Source organism: Leptospira brenneri, assembly GCF_002812125.1.
Taxonomy (GTDB): Bacteria; Spirochaetota; Leptospiria; order Leptospirales; family Leptospiraceae; genus Leptospira_A; species Leptospira_A brenneri.
Genome location: NZ_NPDQ01000007.1, coordinates 67,699 through 83,617, shown reverse-complemented (window position 1 = coordinate 83,617; position 15,919 = coordinate 67,699). Strand labels below are relative to the sequence as shown.

At 38.9% G+C, this 15,919-nt stretch carries 14 protein-coding genes; 11 read left to right on the top strand and 3 right to left on the bottom strand.

The window, feature by feature from the left end; all coding sequences use genetic code 11:
• Positions 1-26: 26 nt before the first annotated feature.
• The gene (locus tag CH361_RS14920; RefSeq protein WP_100791612.1) at positions 27-2,564 is read right to left on the bottom strand and encodes a cyclic nucleotide-binding domain-containing protein; all 2,538 of its coding nucleotides are present in this window, start codon (positions 2,562-2,564) and stop codon (positions 27-29) included.
• Between the two features lie 87 nt (positions 2,565-2,651).
• Here CH361_RS14920 and aroA point away from each other — a divergent pair, with 87 nt between their 5' ends.
• Positions 2,652-3,938: a 3-phosphoshikimate 1-carboxyvinyltransferase gene (gene aroA / locus CH361_RS14915; RefSeq protein ID WP_100791797.1), complete on the top strand. Its 1,287-nt coding sequence runs from the start codon at positions 2,652-2,654 to the stop codon at positions 3,936-3,938.
• A 34-nt stretch (positions 3,939-3,972) separates the two neighbouring features.
• Here aroA and CH361_RS14910 read toward each other — a convergent pair whose 3' ends face one another.
• On the bottom strand, positions 3,973-4,632 hold the full coding sequence (locus tag CH361_RS14910; RefSeq protein ID WP_100791611.1) for a DUF6272 family protein: 660 nt from the start codon (positions 4,630-4,632) through the stop codon (positions 3,973-3,975).
• A 259-nt stretch (positions 4,633-4,891) separates the two neighbouring features.
• Here CH361_RS14910 and CH361_RS14905 point away from each other — a divergent pair, with 259 nt between their 5' ends.
• The 3 genes from CH361_RS14905 to CH361_RS14895 all read left to right on the top strand — a co-directional run bounded on the left by CH361_RS14905 (position 4,892) and on the right by CH361_RS14895 (position 8,270).
• Positions 4,892-6,025 carry a helix-turn-helix domain-containing protein gene (locus tag CH361_RS14905; RefSeq protein ID WP_100791610.1) on the top strand — a complete coding sequence of 378 codons (1,134 nt, stop codon included), beginning with the start codon at positions 4,892-4,894 and terminating at the stop codon, positions 6,023-6,025.
• A 123-nt stretch (positions 6,026-6,148) separates the two neighbouring features.
• Positions 6,149-6,574, top strand: coding sequence for a hypothetical protein (locus CH361_RS14900; RefSeq protein WP_100791609.1), 426 nt, complete (start codon positions 6,149-6,151; stop codon positions 6,572-6,574).
• 121 nt (positions 6,575-6,695) lie between these two features.
• Complete coding sequence (locus tag CH361_RS14895; protein ID WP_244279904.1) at positions 6,696-8,270, top strand: hypothetical protein; 1,575 nt, start codon at positions 6,696-6,698, stop codon at positions 8,268-8,270.
• A 7-nt stretch (positions 8,271-8,277) separates the two neighbouring features.
• Here CH361_RS14895 and CH361_RS14890 read toward each other — a convergent pair whose 3' ends face one another.
• Complete coding sequence (locus tag CH361_RS14890; protein WP_100791608.1) at positions 8,278-9,798, bottom strand: histidine kinase dimerization/phosphoacceptor domain -containing protein; 1,521 nt, start codon at positions 9,796-9,798, stop codon at positions 8,278-8,280.
• Between the two features lie 143 nt (positions 9,799-9,941).
• Here CH361_RS14890 and cmk point away from each other — a divergent pair, with 143 nt between their 5' ends.
• The 7 genes from cmk (at position 9,942) to fabG (ending at position 15,918) form a co-directional block, all read left to right on the top strand.
• Positions 9,942-10,694: a (d)CMP kinase gene (gene cmk / locus CH361_RS14885; RefSeq protein ID WP_100791607.1), complete on the top strand. Its 753-nt coding sequence runs from the start codon at positions 9,942-9,944 to the stop codon at positions 10,692-10,694.
• Between the two features lie 20 nt (positions 10,695-10,714).
• Positions 10,715-12,415: a 30S ribosomal protein S1 gene (locus CH361_RS14880; protein WP_100791606.1), complete on the top strand. Its 1,701-nt coding sequence runs from the start codon at positions 10,715-10,717 to the stop codon at positions 12,413-12,415.
• Positions 12,416-12,419: 4 nt separating this feature from the next.
• The gene (locus CH361_RS14875) at positions 12,420-13,166 is read left to right on the top strand and encodes a tetratricopeptide repeat protein (RefSeq protein WP_100791605.1); all 747 of its coding nucleotides are present in this window, start codon (positions 12,420-12,422) and stop codon (positions 13,164-13,166) included.
• Positions 13,167-13,169: 3 nt separating this feature from the next.
• Complete coding sequence (gene hisG, locus CH361_RS14870; protein ID WP_100791604.1) at positions 13,170-13,784, top strand: ATP phosphoribosyltransferase; 615 nt, start codon at positions 13,170-13,172, stop codon at positions 13,782-13,784.
• Between the two features lie 67 nt (positions 13,785-13,851).
• Complete coding sequence (gene rpmF, locus CH361_RS14865; RefSeq protein WP_015679024.1) at positions 13,852-14,052, top strand: 50S ribosomal protein L32; 201 nt, start codon at positions 13,852-13,854, stop codon at positions 14,050-14,052.
• A 5-nt stretch (positions 14,053-14,057) separates the two neighbouring features.
• Entirely contained in the window at positions 14,058-15,080 is a 1,023-nt protein-coding gene (plsX, locus tag CH361_RS14860; RefSeq protein ID WP_100791603.1) for a phosphate acyltransferase PlsX, read from the top strand.
• A 76-nt stretch (positions 15,081-15,156) separates the two neighbouring features.
• Positions 15,157-15,918, top strand: coding sequence for a 3-oxoacyl-ACP reductase FabG (gene fabG / locus CH361_RS14855; protein WP_100791602.1), 762 nt, complete (start codon positions 15,157-15,159; stop codon positions 15,916-15,918).
• The last annotated feature ends 1 nt before the right edge of the window (position 15,919 follow it).

Here is a 15,919-nt window from a genome sequence, read left to right as displayed (position 1 = left end):
GTTGCATTTATGGAAATTGGCAAGGACTAAACTTCGTAAAAAGTTAAATTTTCATAGAGCTCTTTGGGTAGGTTCCCGCTCGCATCCATATACTTTTTGTATTTGTTTTCGAATTCTTTATGTTGGCGAGTTCGAATGTTTTTGAACCGGTTGTGTAATTCTGAATAAGCTGGTTGTGAACTTACTTTTTCTCTGATGTTTTTATGGAAAGGGATATGTCTGTAAAAGATAGATCGGACGACACGATTGACTCTTTGTACACCTTCTGCTTCATACCGAATCCACATAGAATAATCATAAGCAAATTTATCCCTGTCTGTACGGAAACGTTTGAATTCGGAAGAGATCTTTTCTTTGAGTTCTGGAGAAAGGTCCTTACTCTTTTTGTAAAACTGCACATAATCTGTGTAATCTGCCGTGATGGATGGAATCCCCACGTTATTCCAATCGGGACCAAGTATGTTTTTACAAAGTTCCCAACGAAATGCTGCGATGGCTTCCAACATAAAGGTTTTTAAATCACCTGTTACGAAGTGAGGAATACAAATACGGCCTCTTGATTCCTTGGACCCTGCTCCACGGAAAATCGAAAGATCCTGCCACATCATGATCTTAGGCCCGATGGATGGAACTAAGATAAAGTCAGGAATGATGGATCTTTGGATGAATTCGTTTTTGATTCCAATCTCTTCATTTCTATAAATGACTTCTCTATTGAAGGCAGTGTAATCTACGCTTAAAATATATTGGAGGGCTTTTTCCACATCTTCTTTGGAAACAAAACATTTGTCCAAAGGAATTGTGATATGGTATTTTGTTAGAATCGGGAAATGGCTGGCAATGTTTCCTGAAGTTAATCTTACGTTTGGTTCATACATAGAAGAAATTTCAGAACCAAGTCTTGCTTCTCCTGTATCATAATCTGGTGGGATGTCTTTTTCTGATTTGATTCCTGAATCTTTTAGATCCATTTTTAGTTTTTCGAAAAAGGTTTGTCCTAGTTCATCCACAGAAGTAGGGGCTTCGCGTGAATAGATTCTTTCTAACCAATCAGTTCCGTAATGGATTGGTGCACTTGGATTTCCACCACCTTGGTGTAACCTACCAACAAGTTCTACGATATGGCCTTCATCCAAAAGAGTTTCGTCGAAGTACCCGTAACGTAACATAAGTTCAACGGCTTTGGGAGCTTGTTTTCCTGCCTGAAGCCATTTTGAGAAAGATTTTTTATAAACTTCCCAATAGGTTTTTGCAATCGTTCTTCTGATCTTTCTATTGTCTGGTTCTGGATCCAATGGGTTTTTAAAGGATTTCAGTTTTACCATTAGAGTCGAAAATTCTTTTACTGCTTCTGGATCTACTTGCGAATAGTTTAGAATCTGGCTTGCTGAGTTTAAAAGTTCCGTTTTTAGAGCTTTGGTATCGATTCCTGCGTGAATGGTTCCATTGCTCTGCGCGGAAAGTTCCTCTTTGTTTTTTTGTGCTGAAAGTTCGTGGCTGTATTTACCAGTAAGTTCCGTTTGTTTTGTTTCTAATTTGTCTAAACTATTTCCGACTGAAGCAAAAGGAGAACCAAAAATTTGTTTGTATTCTTCGAGTAGGGATTTGGATTTTTTAAGTGCCCATTCGGTAACTGGTAATAGAACAGTGGAAGGAATTGTAGAATACCCTGTGTTAAATAAATCCAATGTTAAATTGAATTTTTCAATGAGAGCATTTTCTCCAGCAAACATTGTATTTAACATTTCTGATAGTTCGAATGTTTCTTTGTTTAAAATTTCAAATAACTCACGATAAGTTTTCACATAACTTTCTGCGGCACTTTGTAATAGGCTTGGATCTGCTTCAAATAAGGCCTGTGAAATTTTTGGATTCACAGAAAGGATTTTTCTAATGAAGTGGAATTCTGCATCGTTCCATTCAACAGATTCGCTATAGTTTCTTTCAAAGAATTCGCCGTGGTCTTCTTCTAAAAAAGTAACACTTGGTTTGTCCGGTAAAATTCCCCCGTGTTCTTGGAACCCTGCAAGATTGTTTCTGATGAGTTTCATCACAGGATCAATGATGTTTTCATCTCGAGTGATGAGTGCTCCAGGACTTACATCAGAAAAAATAGATGGATTTAAAATATAATAGACGGCACCTAAATTGTCCATGGTCTGTTCGAACTTTGCCGCAAGACCTTTGATCGAAAGCACCCGTTTATAAAGTTCTCCAATTTCTTTGAGTAAGGTTCTAACTGCCATCACTCCTACGGAAACTTTGGATGTGAGAGTTTTTTTTGCATTGGGTTGGTTCATCACATACGTGGAGATGACACAGGAAGTTTTAGCTCTGATGGTATAAGGGTAAGGAGTTCCTTCGAGGAGAGCAAAGATACCTGGTGTGAGATTTGCCCCTTCCAAACTATAGAGAACAATGCTTGTATCACCGAGAGTGGTCTCTATACGAACCGATCCTTCGTGTAGGATGTTCATAGAAGTAGAGGCTTTGCCTCCGATGAAAAGGACTTCACCTGGATTGACTGGGATCTTTTGGTTATTTTTACTGGTATCTAGAGGCATTTGGTTGTTCGTTCGAGAAACTTTGGTTTCCGTCAAAACCTAATAAAGAAGCACCAAATTGCAAAATACTTTTTAGAAAAATACAACATGTTGAAGCCCCAAATCAAATTAAGTGCCAAAAAAGAAATTTATGTCCCAGGAGATAAGTCTATATCCCATAGATCAGTACTCTTTAGTGCACTCTCCCATGGAAAATCGGAAATTCATGGATTTTTAGAAGGGGAAGATCCTCTTCATACCTTAAATTGTTTTGCGTCTTTAGGGCTTTCGGTAGAGTCCATCGGCAAAGGAAGTTATTCCATCCAAAGTCCAGGGAAAAACAACTTAAAGTCTCCGGAAAAGGTTTTGGATTTTGGAAATGCTGGGACAGGAATTCGCCTCTCTGCCGGACTTTTGGCTGGTCTTCCTGGGTTCACGGCCACGCTGACTGGGGACGCCTCTCTCTGCAAACGGCCTATGGCAAGGATAATGAATCCACTTCGCGAAATGGGGGCAGAAATTATTTCCGTAGAAGGAAATGATCGGGCACCACTCCGTGTCGCAGGAAAACAATTAAAAACTTATTCTTATACAAGCCCCATTGCTTCGGCCCAAATCAAAAGTGCGCTGGTGCTTGCGGCTCTCTCCTCTGAAATCTCTATCGAATACAAAGAAGCCGAAGTTTCCAGAGATCATACAGAAAATATGATTCGGTTTTTGGGTGGGAATATCGAGCACCATTCACCCGTCCACTTCACAGTCAAACCACCATATCATTTTGAAGGTGCTAAGTTTGTCATTCCTGGAGATATATCAAGTGCTGCTTTTTATATTGTTTTTGGTTTGTGTGCGGGGGGGAGTGAACCACTTCTGATTCGTAACATTGGGCTCAACCCTTCCAGAGTCGGAATTTTAACGGTTCTAAAAAATATGGGCGGACGAATTGAAGTTATCGCCAAACGCCAAGAATGTGGTGAAGAGATTGGTGATTTACTTGTATATCCTTCAAAACTAAAAAGAACTGTCATCACAGAAGATTTAATTCCATCCATCATCGATGAAATTCCCATCCTTACCATTGCTGGTTTATTTTCAGAAGGTGGATTCCAAATTTCCCATGCAGAAGAACTCCGAGCTAAGGAATCTGATCGTATTTTATCCATGGTTTCCAATTTGGAAAGACTTGGGATCACTGTAAACGAATCCAAAGATGGATACGAATTTGGTGAAGTAGGAAAAATCCAACCTTGTGCCATCGAAACTTTTATGGATCATAGAATTGCAATGAGTTTTGCAATTCTGTCCAAACTTTCTGGCGTAGAACTGACGTTTGATGATACAAGTTGGGTAGATACAAGTTTCCCAGGTTTTTTCGAAATCCTAAAATCATTTTAAAAAAGATGGTAACGATTTGAATTAACATCTGATCTTAATTTTGAAAAATAAGATCAGATGAACCTGGTTCTGCTGGGATATGAACGCGGATGGTCACATCAAAACTAGAATCGTCCATTTTGGTAAATTCGTATGCTAGTTTTAATTGGTAATCCTTTAAAAGCATCAGTAATCCAATTCCCATATTGCCTGTTCCATGATTTCGTGATTCCAACGCCTCAAAATACAATTGGTCTATGTTTCCCGATTGGATCATTTGGATTTTGTTTTCAAAAATTGCTTTGATCCATGGGCTCACTCTGTTTTTGACTTCCACTCGTAAACTTGTTCCTAAGTCTTTGATCTCTACAAAAATTTTACTATTTTCTTTATCAGAATACTTGGCCGCATTTTCTACTAGTTCGTTGATGATGGTAGAAATTGCATTTTTGTCTAAGTGTTTTGATTCATAAGAATGAAAATAAAACTGAGAAATGAAATTGGACAATACATCGCATCTTTTCCAATAGAAAGTCATATCAATGGCTGATAGAGAAATCGATAAATGACTATGGTATAAAACACTTCCTTCCAGAAGTGATTTATCTTCACTTTTGACAGTAGCATTGTGATCGATTGTATCTTTAGAAGACAAAGGGAAATTGGTTTTTTCTCTGAGAGTTGGTGCGGGAGCGGAAAAACTGACAAAAGACATTGGGTACCTCTTTATGATTAGAGGATATCTTAAAAAGAAATGATCGTCGTCTGAGTGGATCAATCCTTACCTATAAAAAAATCGGTTTCGATCGAATCGGACAAATTGTGTTCGAAGTTTTCCGAACCTGTGTTAAATCATCTTGGAAAAATATTTCCATTTCAGAAGGAAAGAGACGAGAGTAATGATTGATACTTTGTTCGTTTACGTCTAATTTTAACAATCAAGTGGATTTAGATCTTTTTAATCTGGTGTACCAATGGCTTCTCCTATCCCATCTTTCAACGAATACTTAAATTTTTTCCTTTTATTTTCCGCATTACTTGGGTCCTTGTATGCGATCGGTGAGTTTTTTAGTTATCATAAAAATAGAAAACAAATTCTGCTTGGGATCATTTTCCTGGGAACTAGTTACTTCTTATTCAATTTTTACTTAATTTCTTCAGGGAAAATCAAGTGGTTGTATCCCTTATTCTTAACAGATTTGCCTGTCGTTGCTTGTCTTGGAGTTTTACTTGATGAATACTTCCTTACAATTTTAGAAGGAAAGTTTCGTTCTTTTCGGAGGCTTTCTTACCGCATTGTTCCTCTTGTTTCCCTATTTATTTTGATCATCATTTGGAATTTTTTGAATCAAAAATCATACTTTGAATCTCTGAACCAAGGCCAGAATCCATTTTTAGCTCGGCCACTGTTTCTGGTTTTGCCTATCATTTTGATTTATATTTGGTGTATGTTGCGGATTTTTAGAAGGATTTCAAAGCAGATTCGTTGGAGTACATTTAGAAAAAATTATACATTAAGAATTGGGTTTACCATTGTCGGATTTTGTTTGGCGTTATCACTTTATGGCCTCGTTACACTAGCAAATGGAGGCCAAATGGCTCACCAATTTTCCGGGATCGCCATTGGATTGTTTTTATGTTTTTTATATGTGTTAAGACAAAGTTATCCTGATTTCTTTTTGGAAGTTCGAAAAATTGTAGAAGAGGAAAAGAAAGAAAAAATCTCACAGATTTCTAAATTAGATCGAAATCAAGTTCGTCAAAAACTCCAAGATTTATTCGAAACAGAAAAGATTTACCGAGAAGAAAAACTAAGCCTTCGCGAATTATCAGAAAGAATGGATCTTAGTTCTCACCAACTTTCCGAATTTTTAAATACAGAGATCAAACTTAGTTTTTATCAATATACAAACCTTTACCGGGTGAATGAAGCAAAGGAAAAAATCGAAAAGGAACCGGAAAGATCCCTCCTTGCCATTGCCTATGATGTAGGTTTCGGTTCTAAATCTACCTTTAATGAAGCATTCAAAAAAGAAACTGGAACCACTCCCAGAGAATATAGAGAAAAAATTCTTAAAAAACATCCAGTTCGATCCATCCGGTCGTAGTTTTCATTCCAATTCGATCGATCCAGACGATTCTCATTCTTTTTCGTAGTAGGATGGATTCAAGTTTGAGAGAGAAATTTTGAAAAATTTCCTCTAAACAAATTTGATCCAAAGGATAATCACATGAAAAAGAAAATTAGTTTAGTAATTGCTATCGTGTTTGCTTCGCAAGTCACATTCGCTGCACCAGCAAATCAAATGAGTGTAAAGGAAGTCGCAAAAGTTCTTGTAACTAACGGAATGACAAACAAAGACGCGAATGAGTATTTAAAAGCTCATATCACTCCTGAGGAATTTGTTCGTATCAGTAGAGAGATCAAAAATGCTGAGTTTGCAGGAACTCTCGACCAAGATATGGATAAAATTGTTTCTTCCATTCAATTAAAAAAATCCACAGGGAACTACTTACATGGAGCAAACTTTAGAGTTTTTGAAAATGTTTTAGCTTCTGTGACTGTAGTTGCAGTGGTAGGACTCGTGGTTCATGCTGGTGGATTTGGAAACATAGTGAGTGGCGGGATGTATGATTCTGTAGGAATTGGATTCTAATCCTTTCTTTAATCTCACAAATAAAAATAATTTGATCTTGTTTCCATCCATTTTAAATGGCGATGCGAAACAAGATCTCTTCTTAAGAATAGAATCGATAGAGTATAAAAAAATGAAGAACATGAAGTTTAGAGGAAGTAACAAAAGACAAGTTATCTATATTTTGTTTTCTGTTTTTACATTGATTTTTGGTTTTGGCTTATCTGCAGAGGTAAAAAGGGAAAACCAAGTTTTAGATTGGGAAGAAGGCCGGAAGCGATTCATACATAAAAACATAACACTAGATGAATTGGGTCTTCAATCTCCAACACATTATATTTTAGAAAATTTTTCCATCCATTCAGAGTTGGACAAAGGGCCAATCCCTATAGAGAAGGTGGAAGGAAATTTGAAATTATTAACTTTGGGATTCCAACTTCGTAAAATAGAATCCAAATTTAAAAATATAGTCATTCTCTCTGGAACAAAAGATAAAGTTACCAGTTTCCAACCAAAGATAATTGTTCGGGTTGATGCACCATTTGCCTATTCGCCGACTAGTTATGTGGATTCGAAAGTTTCGCTTAAAAATACTGCATTAACCATTCCTGCAGCAGAATCTACAGGCAATTGGAATACGGAGTTGTGGTTTGCTCCTAAATGGGATTTCCCGATACTCAATACATTTGCTTTCGAAAGAATCATCGACACTGCATCTTGTCCAGATGCCATTTATCATGAATATACTCATTTGATTACAGGGAAGTATTTGGGAAATAACGCGATTGGTCGCTCTCTGGCGGAAGGAATTTCTGATTATTATGCAGCTTCTTTACTTGGTCATCCAGAACTTTACACTCACAAAACATGTGAAGCCGTCAAACGCCAACTTTTAGTTTCTACCTTTCGTTTGGATCAAAAGATTGGATACTATGATGCAACCATCGAATCCGATTTTAAAAAAGATTTTTCCTTCATTCCATCCTTGTTATGGCAGTATCGGGACTTAGTTGGGGATGAATTAGCAGATGTTACTATTTTTCAAGCGATCACAAAAACAAATGCAGGAGATCGTTTTTTTCCCGAGTTTGTGAATACACTCTCTAAGTCTCTATATGAGGAAATAAAAAAACGAAATGGAGAAGGGAAGGCCAGAGAAGTGGTTCTCAAACTTGAGGAAAAAGTATGGATCCCTCACGGAGTGTTTTCCCATTACAGCGAAAGACAAACTGTATTTTCTACTTTTCCAAAAACCACCGTTCGTATCCCCAATTCAGATGAGAAATCAAATGAGTTCTGTGATACTAAAAACGAAATGGAGTTTTATTGGAAGGAGGTAAACGTTGAGGAACCAACCCTTCGTTTCTATTGGAATTGTAACCAAGTGAAACTTCCGCTTGTGATCCAGATGGACCAAACCTCTGCTCTCAATTTTTTACTATCAGCCAATATGCATACATTGAATGGAAAACTAAGGTTTGCAAGTAGGAGCGCAGAAAAACCAAATGCAAAACTATCCAAAGAAGATCAAATGTTGTATCTCCAAATGTATGATTATATCAAGGAGAACTATTTTTATCGTAGAACTATGGAGAAAGAAATTCGTTTTTATTTTGATAGTGGGAACGATGCAAACCAAATCGAAAATCTTCGAATGGAGTTTGCTTATCTCGGGAATTCCAAAAAAAGATTTCGGTATACCTTCCCAGTCTTATAAGATTAGTTTATTTGATTGGAACTGAAATTAAATATTCTGCTCCCTTGTCTCCTCGAAAGCTAATAACCCCATTGATTTGTTTGGTGAGCATACTCACCAAAGTCAAACCAAATCCCATTTTGTCGGGGTTTCCCATCTGAGGGTCAAAACCTTTGCCATTATCGCTAATGAATAATTGGAAATTTTGACCTTCTCTATAAGCTTTGATGGTGATTTCTAATTCCTTACTGGTTTGCCTTGCGTATTTTACACTGTTTGTGAGAAGTTCATTGACAATGATACCAATTGTTTGGAGCTGTCCTGCTGATAATTCTAAAGGAGCAATCTCTGTATTTAGTTTTACTGGATAAGGAAATAAAGAAATGATTTCTTTTGCTAACGGAACTAAGTATTCATCCAGTCGTGATTCCCGAAAACCCTTCCCGGAATACAATTTATCATAGAGAAGAGCCATGGTTCTAATTCGACTTGTTGCATCTTTGAGAGAATTTCGAATCTCTTCGTTTTCTTGTGACCCGGCCTGTAAATCTAAAAGATTACTGAGGATAGTCATATTATTTTTGATTCGATGATGAACTTCTCTAAGGATGATTTCTTTTTCTGAAAGAAGGGATTTTACTTTTTCTTCTGCCGTTTTTCTTTCTGTAACATCATGGACAATGGAAAAAAGTAAAGAACGGTTGCTAGTTTCTATGGGAGTGGAATAAACTTCCACTTGTTTGATTTCGCCACTTGCCAATTTGTGTGGAAAAGAAAAATAATTTCTTTCTTCTTTCAGTGCACGGATTCTTTCTGCTTTGATTTCTTCACTCGGTAGAATATTGATTTCATCAATTTTCATCTTGGTTAAAATTTCGTGAGGGTAACCATAATATCCCACGGCAGCTTGGTTGGCACTGATGATTTCTCCCGTGTTTGGTTCGATGATTAACATAACCGAAGAGTTCTTTTCAAAAAAATCTCGAAACCGCCTTTCGCTTTCTGTGAGTTTTTCAGAGACAATTGATTTTTCGATGGCGATGTTGACAAGGCTCGCGGCTTCCGATATGATAAAGATATCAAATTCATTAGGGCTTGCAATTTCATGTTGGTAAATGGCAAAAGTACCTATGACTTCATCTCTGTGAGACTTGATTGGTTCAGACCAACAAGACAGAAGTTTTTCTTGTAAAGCCACATTCTTATATTTTGTCCAAAGAGGACTTGTTTCGATGTTTTCTACAATGACTCGTTTGCCAGTGTAAGCGGCTGTTCCACAAGAACCCACACTCGGACCGATGGTTTCCCCTTCAATCGCATCATTATAAATTTTTGGTAGAGAAGGGGCAGAGGCAATTTTGATTTTTGAATTCTCGATGAGAATGACAGAACAAAGCATGGAAGGATTGAGGGTTTCAATCCCTCTTACAATTTCAGTTAAGGTTTCGGAAAGGATGGTATTCCCAACGATGAGTTCTAAAACCCCGCTTCGGAAACATTCGAAGTCTGCAATTTTCTCAGGATCTAGATTTCGATTTCTAAGTTTCACCAGCGCTCCGCCTTGAGTGCTGTTGACGCTAAGAGGGAAGAAACAGATGTCAAGGTAAAATCGTTTACCACCGGTTAGCCTAAGCTTAGAAAGAATTCGTCTGGACGAAATCAATTCCAATTCTAGTTTTAGAATATAAACACATGAATCATCTGAATATAGAAAACGTCATTGCCATTGATGGGCCTGCAGGTTCCGGGAAAAGTACACTCGCACGTATGATCGCCCATAAGATTGGATATCTTTACTTGGATTCGGGCGCCTTTTATCGTGGATTAACTCTTGCTATATGGGAAAAATTTTTAGAAACAAAACAAGACGAATCTAAATTTCCTTTTTATGCTGAAGATTTAAGCGATGCGACACTTTTGGAAAAAGACGAAGCGCAGTTCGGATTTTCTGTGGCAAAAATTCCCGTACACTGTGAACTTTCTTCCACAGGGGAAAATTTGATGTTTTTAGGAGATCGGGACATAAGTGCTGAAATCCGAGATCCAGAAATCACTAAAAAAATTCGTTACATCGCCCCAAGGCGGGCTTTTCGAGAAATCATCAACCACCACATCCGAGAATTTGCTGGAAAACACAAATTGGTCATGGATGGCAGGGATATTGGGACAGAAGTTTTTCCTAAATCCAAATTTAAATTCTTTCTAACTGCCTCTGTGGAAGTCCGAGCCAAACGCCGTTACGATGAATTAATCACAAAAGGCTTCAAAGCGGACCTAAAACACATCCAGGACGAGATTGAGGCCCGGGATGAAAGTGACACCACCCGGACCGTGGCTCCCCTGAAACAGGCTTCCGACGCAATCCTAATTGACACGAGCACCCTCGACACAGAAACTGTCCTAAATACTATCCTGTCCAAGGTTTCATCCTCTGGGCAAATCTAGGTTTTGTATCCCGGTAACCATTGAATTCAACCAACCCATCCTCCCCCAAAAATGAGACCACTTCCTTCGGCGAATTATTAGAGAAGTGGGAATCGCAGTCACAGGCACAAGAGCAAGAGAACTCCGCAGGAAAAGGTACCCTCATTGAAGGGACTGTAGTCGATGTCATTGGTGACACTGTTTTCCTTGATATTGGAGAAAAATTAGAAGCTCGAGTTCCTCGTGAAGACTTTTCTGAAACGCCAAAACGCGGTGAAAAAGTCAGTGCGATCATTAAGAAACGGGTCGACGGATATTGTGTCCTTTCCAAAAAAGAAGCGGACCAACGAGTTGGTTGGGAAACCATTAAAGATGCAAGCCAAAACGGATACCCTCTCTCTGGTAAAATTGTCGGAGAAGTAAAAAACAAAGGTTACCTCGTAGAAAGCGAAGGAATTCAACTTTTCCTACCTGCTTCTCATGTAGGCGTTCGTTTTAAAGAATCCACAGAAGGTGGAAAAGAGTTTTCATTCAAAATCATTGAACTCAATGAAAAAACGAGAACTGGTGTAGTTTCTCGTAAAACCCTCCTTGATGAAATCAACGGCGAGAAGTGGGAAGAACTTCTTGGCAAAGTAAAAGTTGGCGACAAAGTCAACGGTAAGGTTGTGAAAATTGCCAATTTTGGTGTTTTCCTTTCTGTTTACGAAGTAGTAGGGCTTCTACGTCAAAACGATATTTCTTATAAAAAATTCGCTCCTTTCAAACAATACTTCAACATCGGTGCCGAAGTAGAAGTGGTTGTTTTGGAAGTAGATAAAGAGAATAATAAACTTTCTCTTGGGATCAAACAACTCTATGAAGATCCTTGGATTTGGGCAAAGAAAGAACTCGAGAAAGGAATGGTGGTACGAGGAATCGTAACTTCCCTTACTAACTTTGGTGCTTTCGTTGAACTCAAAGAAGGTCTGGAAGGACTCATCCATACCACAGAACTTTCTTGGGCAAAAAAACCACCTCATCCAAAAGATGTTTTGAAAAAAGGCCAAGAAGTTGATTCCGAAATTCTAGACATTGATTTCGAAGCAAGACGTTTGTCTCTTGGACTAAAACAACTCCTTCCTAACCCTTGGGAAGCTCTCTCTGCTAACGTTCGCGCTGGAAACGTGCTCGAAGGTAAAATCACTGGAATCACTAAATATGGTGCTTTCGTGGAAGTAGAAAGTGGAATCGAAGGACTCATTCATATCTCCGACATCACTTGGGATGAAAAAGAAAAGAACCCTTTGAACCTCCTTAAAAAAGGCCAATCGGTTCAATACAAAATCTTAGATGTCAACTTAGATGCACAACGTATCAGCTGTGGTCTCAAACAACTTTCAGAACACCCATACGAGGCTCTTCGCAAAAAATACCCACCAGGTACTCTTGTGGAAGGTCGTGTGAAATCCATCGTTAGTTTTGGAGTGTTTGTGGAAGTAGAACCAGGTTACGAAGGCCTTGTTCATATCTCCGAAATTCCAGATGGTCGCAACATTAAGTTAGAAGATCTTTACAAAGTGGGTGATTCTGTTCGCACAGTCGTTGTAAAAATTGAACCTAACAATAAGAAGATTTCTCTCTCTATCAAAGACTTTGATAAAGCAGTAGAACGCGAAGAGATGGCTAAATACATGAAGGAAGACAACCAACCTTCACGTGAATCCATCGGTTCTTTTATGAATTTAAACCAAAACCGATAGGTCCATGGATAAGTTTCATAAAAAAAATCAAATCGAACAAAAGAAACAAGCAGAACTCATCCAAAAGGATGAGTTCGCTGATTTTGAAGGTTCCAAAGCAGAACTCATATTTTTAAAGTTCACACATTTTTTAGCACGCAATCGTAAGTCTGTATTTATCAGCCTTGCTTCCGCTATTGTTGTGCTCGCGATTGTGATTGGATTTTTTGAATACCGTGCTTATCTTTTTGAAAAAGAAACAGTCACTCTTGAGGATTTGAAACTAGGCCATCAAAAATCCAAAGTGGCTCTCGATGCACAAATTCAAAGTTTAGAAACATTTTTACAAAACCAAAGCACCGGTAAAATGGAACTTCGTGTTTGGAAAGATCTTTCTAAACTCTATGCAGAAAAAGGTGAGTTTGGAAAAGCCGCTGGATTTCTGGAAGATGCTGCCAAAAAAATTGATTCTCCTAAAGAAATCAAAGCTCTTTACTTTTACATTGCTGGAAACTACCGCGAAAAAGAAAAAAATAACGCGAAGTCTTTGGAAAATTATAAGATTGCAGCCGCAGTGATTGAACCTGCTCGCGAACTAGATGGATTCAAAGCTTGGTCTTATTACCAAGCAGGACGTTTGTCTTATCTAACTGGTGACAAACAAGCTGCCAAACAGTATCTTGAAAAAGCAGTCAAACTAGAGGGATCGGAATCTGCGGATGATGTGAAACTCCTTTCTAGTTATTTACTCCTCAAACTCGGGAAAAACTAATTTATGTTAACTTTGGCTCTTCCGAAAGGTAGGCTTGCCGAAGAAACCGCACTTCTTTTGCAATCCAAAGGATGGTTGAAATCTCTGCCATCCGAGGGTTCGAAAGAACTCACCTTTGTCTCTGAAGACAAACGCCTCCGCCTTTTATTTGTCAGATCCCAAGATGTTTGCACCTATGTGGAAGAAGCTGCCGCAGATGCCGGCATTGTGGGTTGGGATATCATCCGAGAGGGTGGATTTGACCTCATCGCACCTGTGGATTTGAAACTAGGGGCCTGTAGGCTCTCTCTTGCCTCGTTTCCTGACTTTGATCTTTTTGCCAAACGTTCGAAAGTGCGTGTGGCCACGAAATACCCTAATTTAACCCGGGAGTATTTCTTTTCCAAAGGCATCTCTTGCGAAATCATCAAACTTTATGGTTCGATTGAGCTTGCTCCGATTGTGGGCCTTTCTGACTGCATTGTGGACCTAGTTTCCACGGGAGGCACCCTAAAAGCCAATGGTCTGAAGGAATTTGAGTCGATTTTATACAGTACAGCCCGTTTGGTCTGCAATCGCTCTGCTTTTTATCACAAACATACCGAATTACGGTCTCTTATCGAGAGCCTAGAAAATTAAAATATTGTTTTCACATTCGTTTTCCAAAACATAGTAAAAACCAGTTATAATTCCATAGAGGATAGCCATGGCAGTCCCAAAGAGACGTAAATCAAAATCGAAAGTTAGAACAAAAAGAGCCCATCACGCGATCGGCAAACCTAACTTAAACCCGTGTTCCAATTGTGGATCATTTGTTCTATCCCACCGTGTTTGCCCTTATTGCGGTTTTTATAAGGGAAAACTCGTAGTCGCTCAAAAAGTTAAAAAAACGACCGAAGATAACTAACCATTATGTGGGTCGCCGTGGACGCGATGAGCGGAGATTACGGCCCTGAAGGTATCGTCGAGGGCGCGGTACTAGCAGTTCGAGATTTCGGACTGTCTGTGTATCTCGTTGGCGACGAACAAGAGTTACTTGATATCCTGTTAAAATTTGATTATGACACTGAAAAAATCCGTGTCATTCATTCTACTGAAATCATCGGTATGAATGATTCTCCTTCAATAGCAGTCCGCGCTATGGAGGATTCTTCCGTAGTCAAAGCAGTTCGTTTAGTGGCAGATAAAGAATGTATCGGTGTGTTTTCTCCGGGAAACACAGGTGCTACTATGGCTGCCGCATTACTTCATCTTGGTCGCTTACCAGGTGTTTTGCGGCCACCCATTGCTGCCCATATTCCTAGAGAAGAAGGACCACCTGTACTGTTGTTAGATGCTGGTGCGAATGTCGATTGTAAACCAGAATACTTAGCACAGTTTGCTGTGATGGGTGAAATTTATTCCCGTGAACTTTTTGGAATCAAAAATCCCAAGGTGGGAATCCTTTCTAATGGGGAAGAAGACAAAAAAGGAAATACTGTTTCTGTCAAAACTTTTGATCTCCTAAAAAAAATCCCTTTTAACTTTGTCGGAAATGTAGAAGGCCGTGATCTTTATGGTGGTGGTCGCGAAGTGGACGTTGTTGTTTGTGATGGTTTTATCGGGAACATTGTTCTCAAAGCAACTGAAGGTCTTGCGAAGTCTATCTTTAATGTTTTAAGAAATTCCATTAGACAATCCAGTCTTGCCCAAACCGGTGCCTTACTTTTAAAATCAACTTTTAACGCTGTGAAAAAACGTTTAGACTATGCGGAATATGGTGGTGCCCTTCTTCTTGGTGTAGAAGGGATTTGTATGATAGGCCACGGTTCTTCGAATGCTTTGGCCGTTAAAAATGCTGTACGTGTGATTGCAGAGTGCGCCAAACATGGAATCAACGAAAGGATTCGGACAAGACTTGGCGAATACAAAACCTTACTTGGTGATTCGGGTTAAGATCATACAGGATTCATTTTAATTTAATTAATTTAGAAAATGTTTTAGGAATTAGAAAAGAAGAGGAAAAAATCAAATGATTAGTTTATCAGGAAAAACGGCCATCGTAACAGGTGGAGCTAGAGGAATTGGAAAAGCAACTTGTTTGAAACTTGCTTCTCTTGGAGCCAATATCGTTGTAGCAGATATGAACCCAGAAGCAACCAATGCCACTGCGGAAGAATTAAAATCCAAAGGATACAAGGCAATTGCTGTGGTTGCAAACGTTTCTGTAGAAGAAGATGCGCAAAAACTAATTGATTCAGCAAAAAAAGAATTTGGAACTGTAGACATCCTCGTGAATAACGCAGGGATCACTCGTGACACTCTACTCATGAGAATGAAAAAAGAGCAGTGGGATTCTGTAATTGCAGTGAACCTTACTGGAACTTACCTCTGTACACAAGCAGCGATCAAAGTTATGATGAAACAAGAAAATGGTGGATCCATCATCAACCTTTCTTCTATTTCTGGTGAAAACGGAAACATTGGACAAACAAATTACTCTGCATCGAAAGCAGGTGTGATTGGTTTCACAAAAGCAGTGGCTCTAGAACTTGCTTCTAGAAAGGTTCGTTGTAACGCGATTGCTCCCGGTTTTATTGCCACTGAAATGACAGAAGCAATCCCTGAAAACATCAGAGCCGGAATGGTACAAGCGATTCCGTTAAAACGTGCTGGTCTTCCTGAAGACATCGCCAACGGAATTGCTTTCCTTGCGTCAGATGCATCTTCTTTTATCACAGGACATGTCCTTGATATTAATGGTGGTGGTTTTCTACCAGGTGGCGGTCACTAAG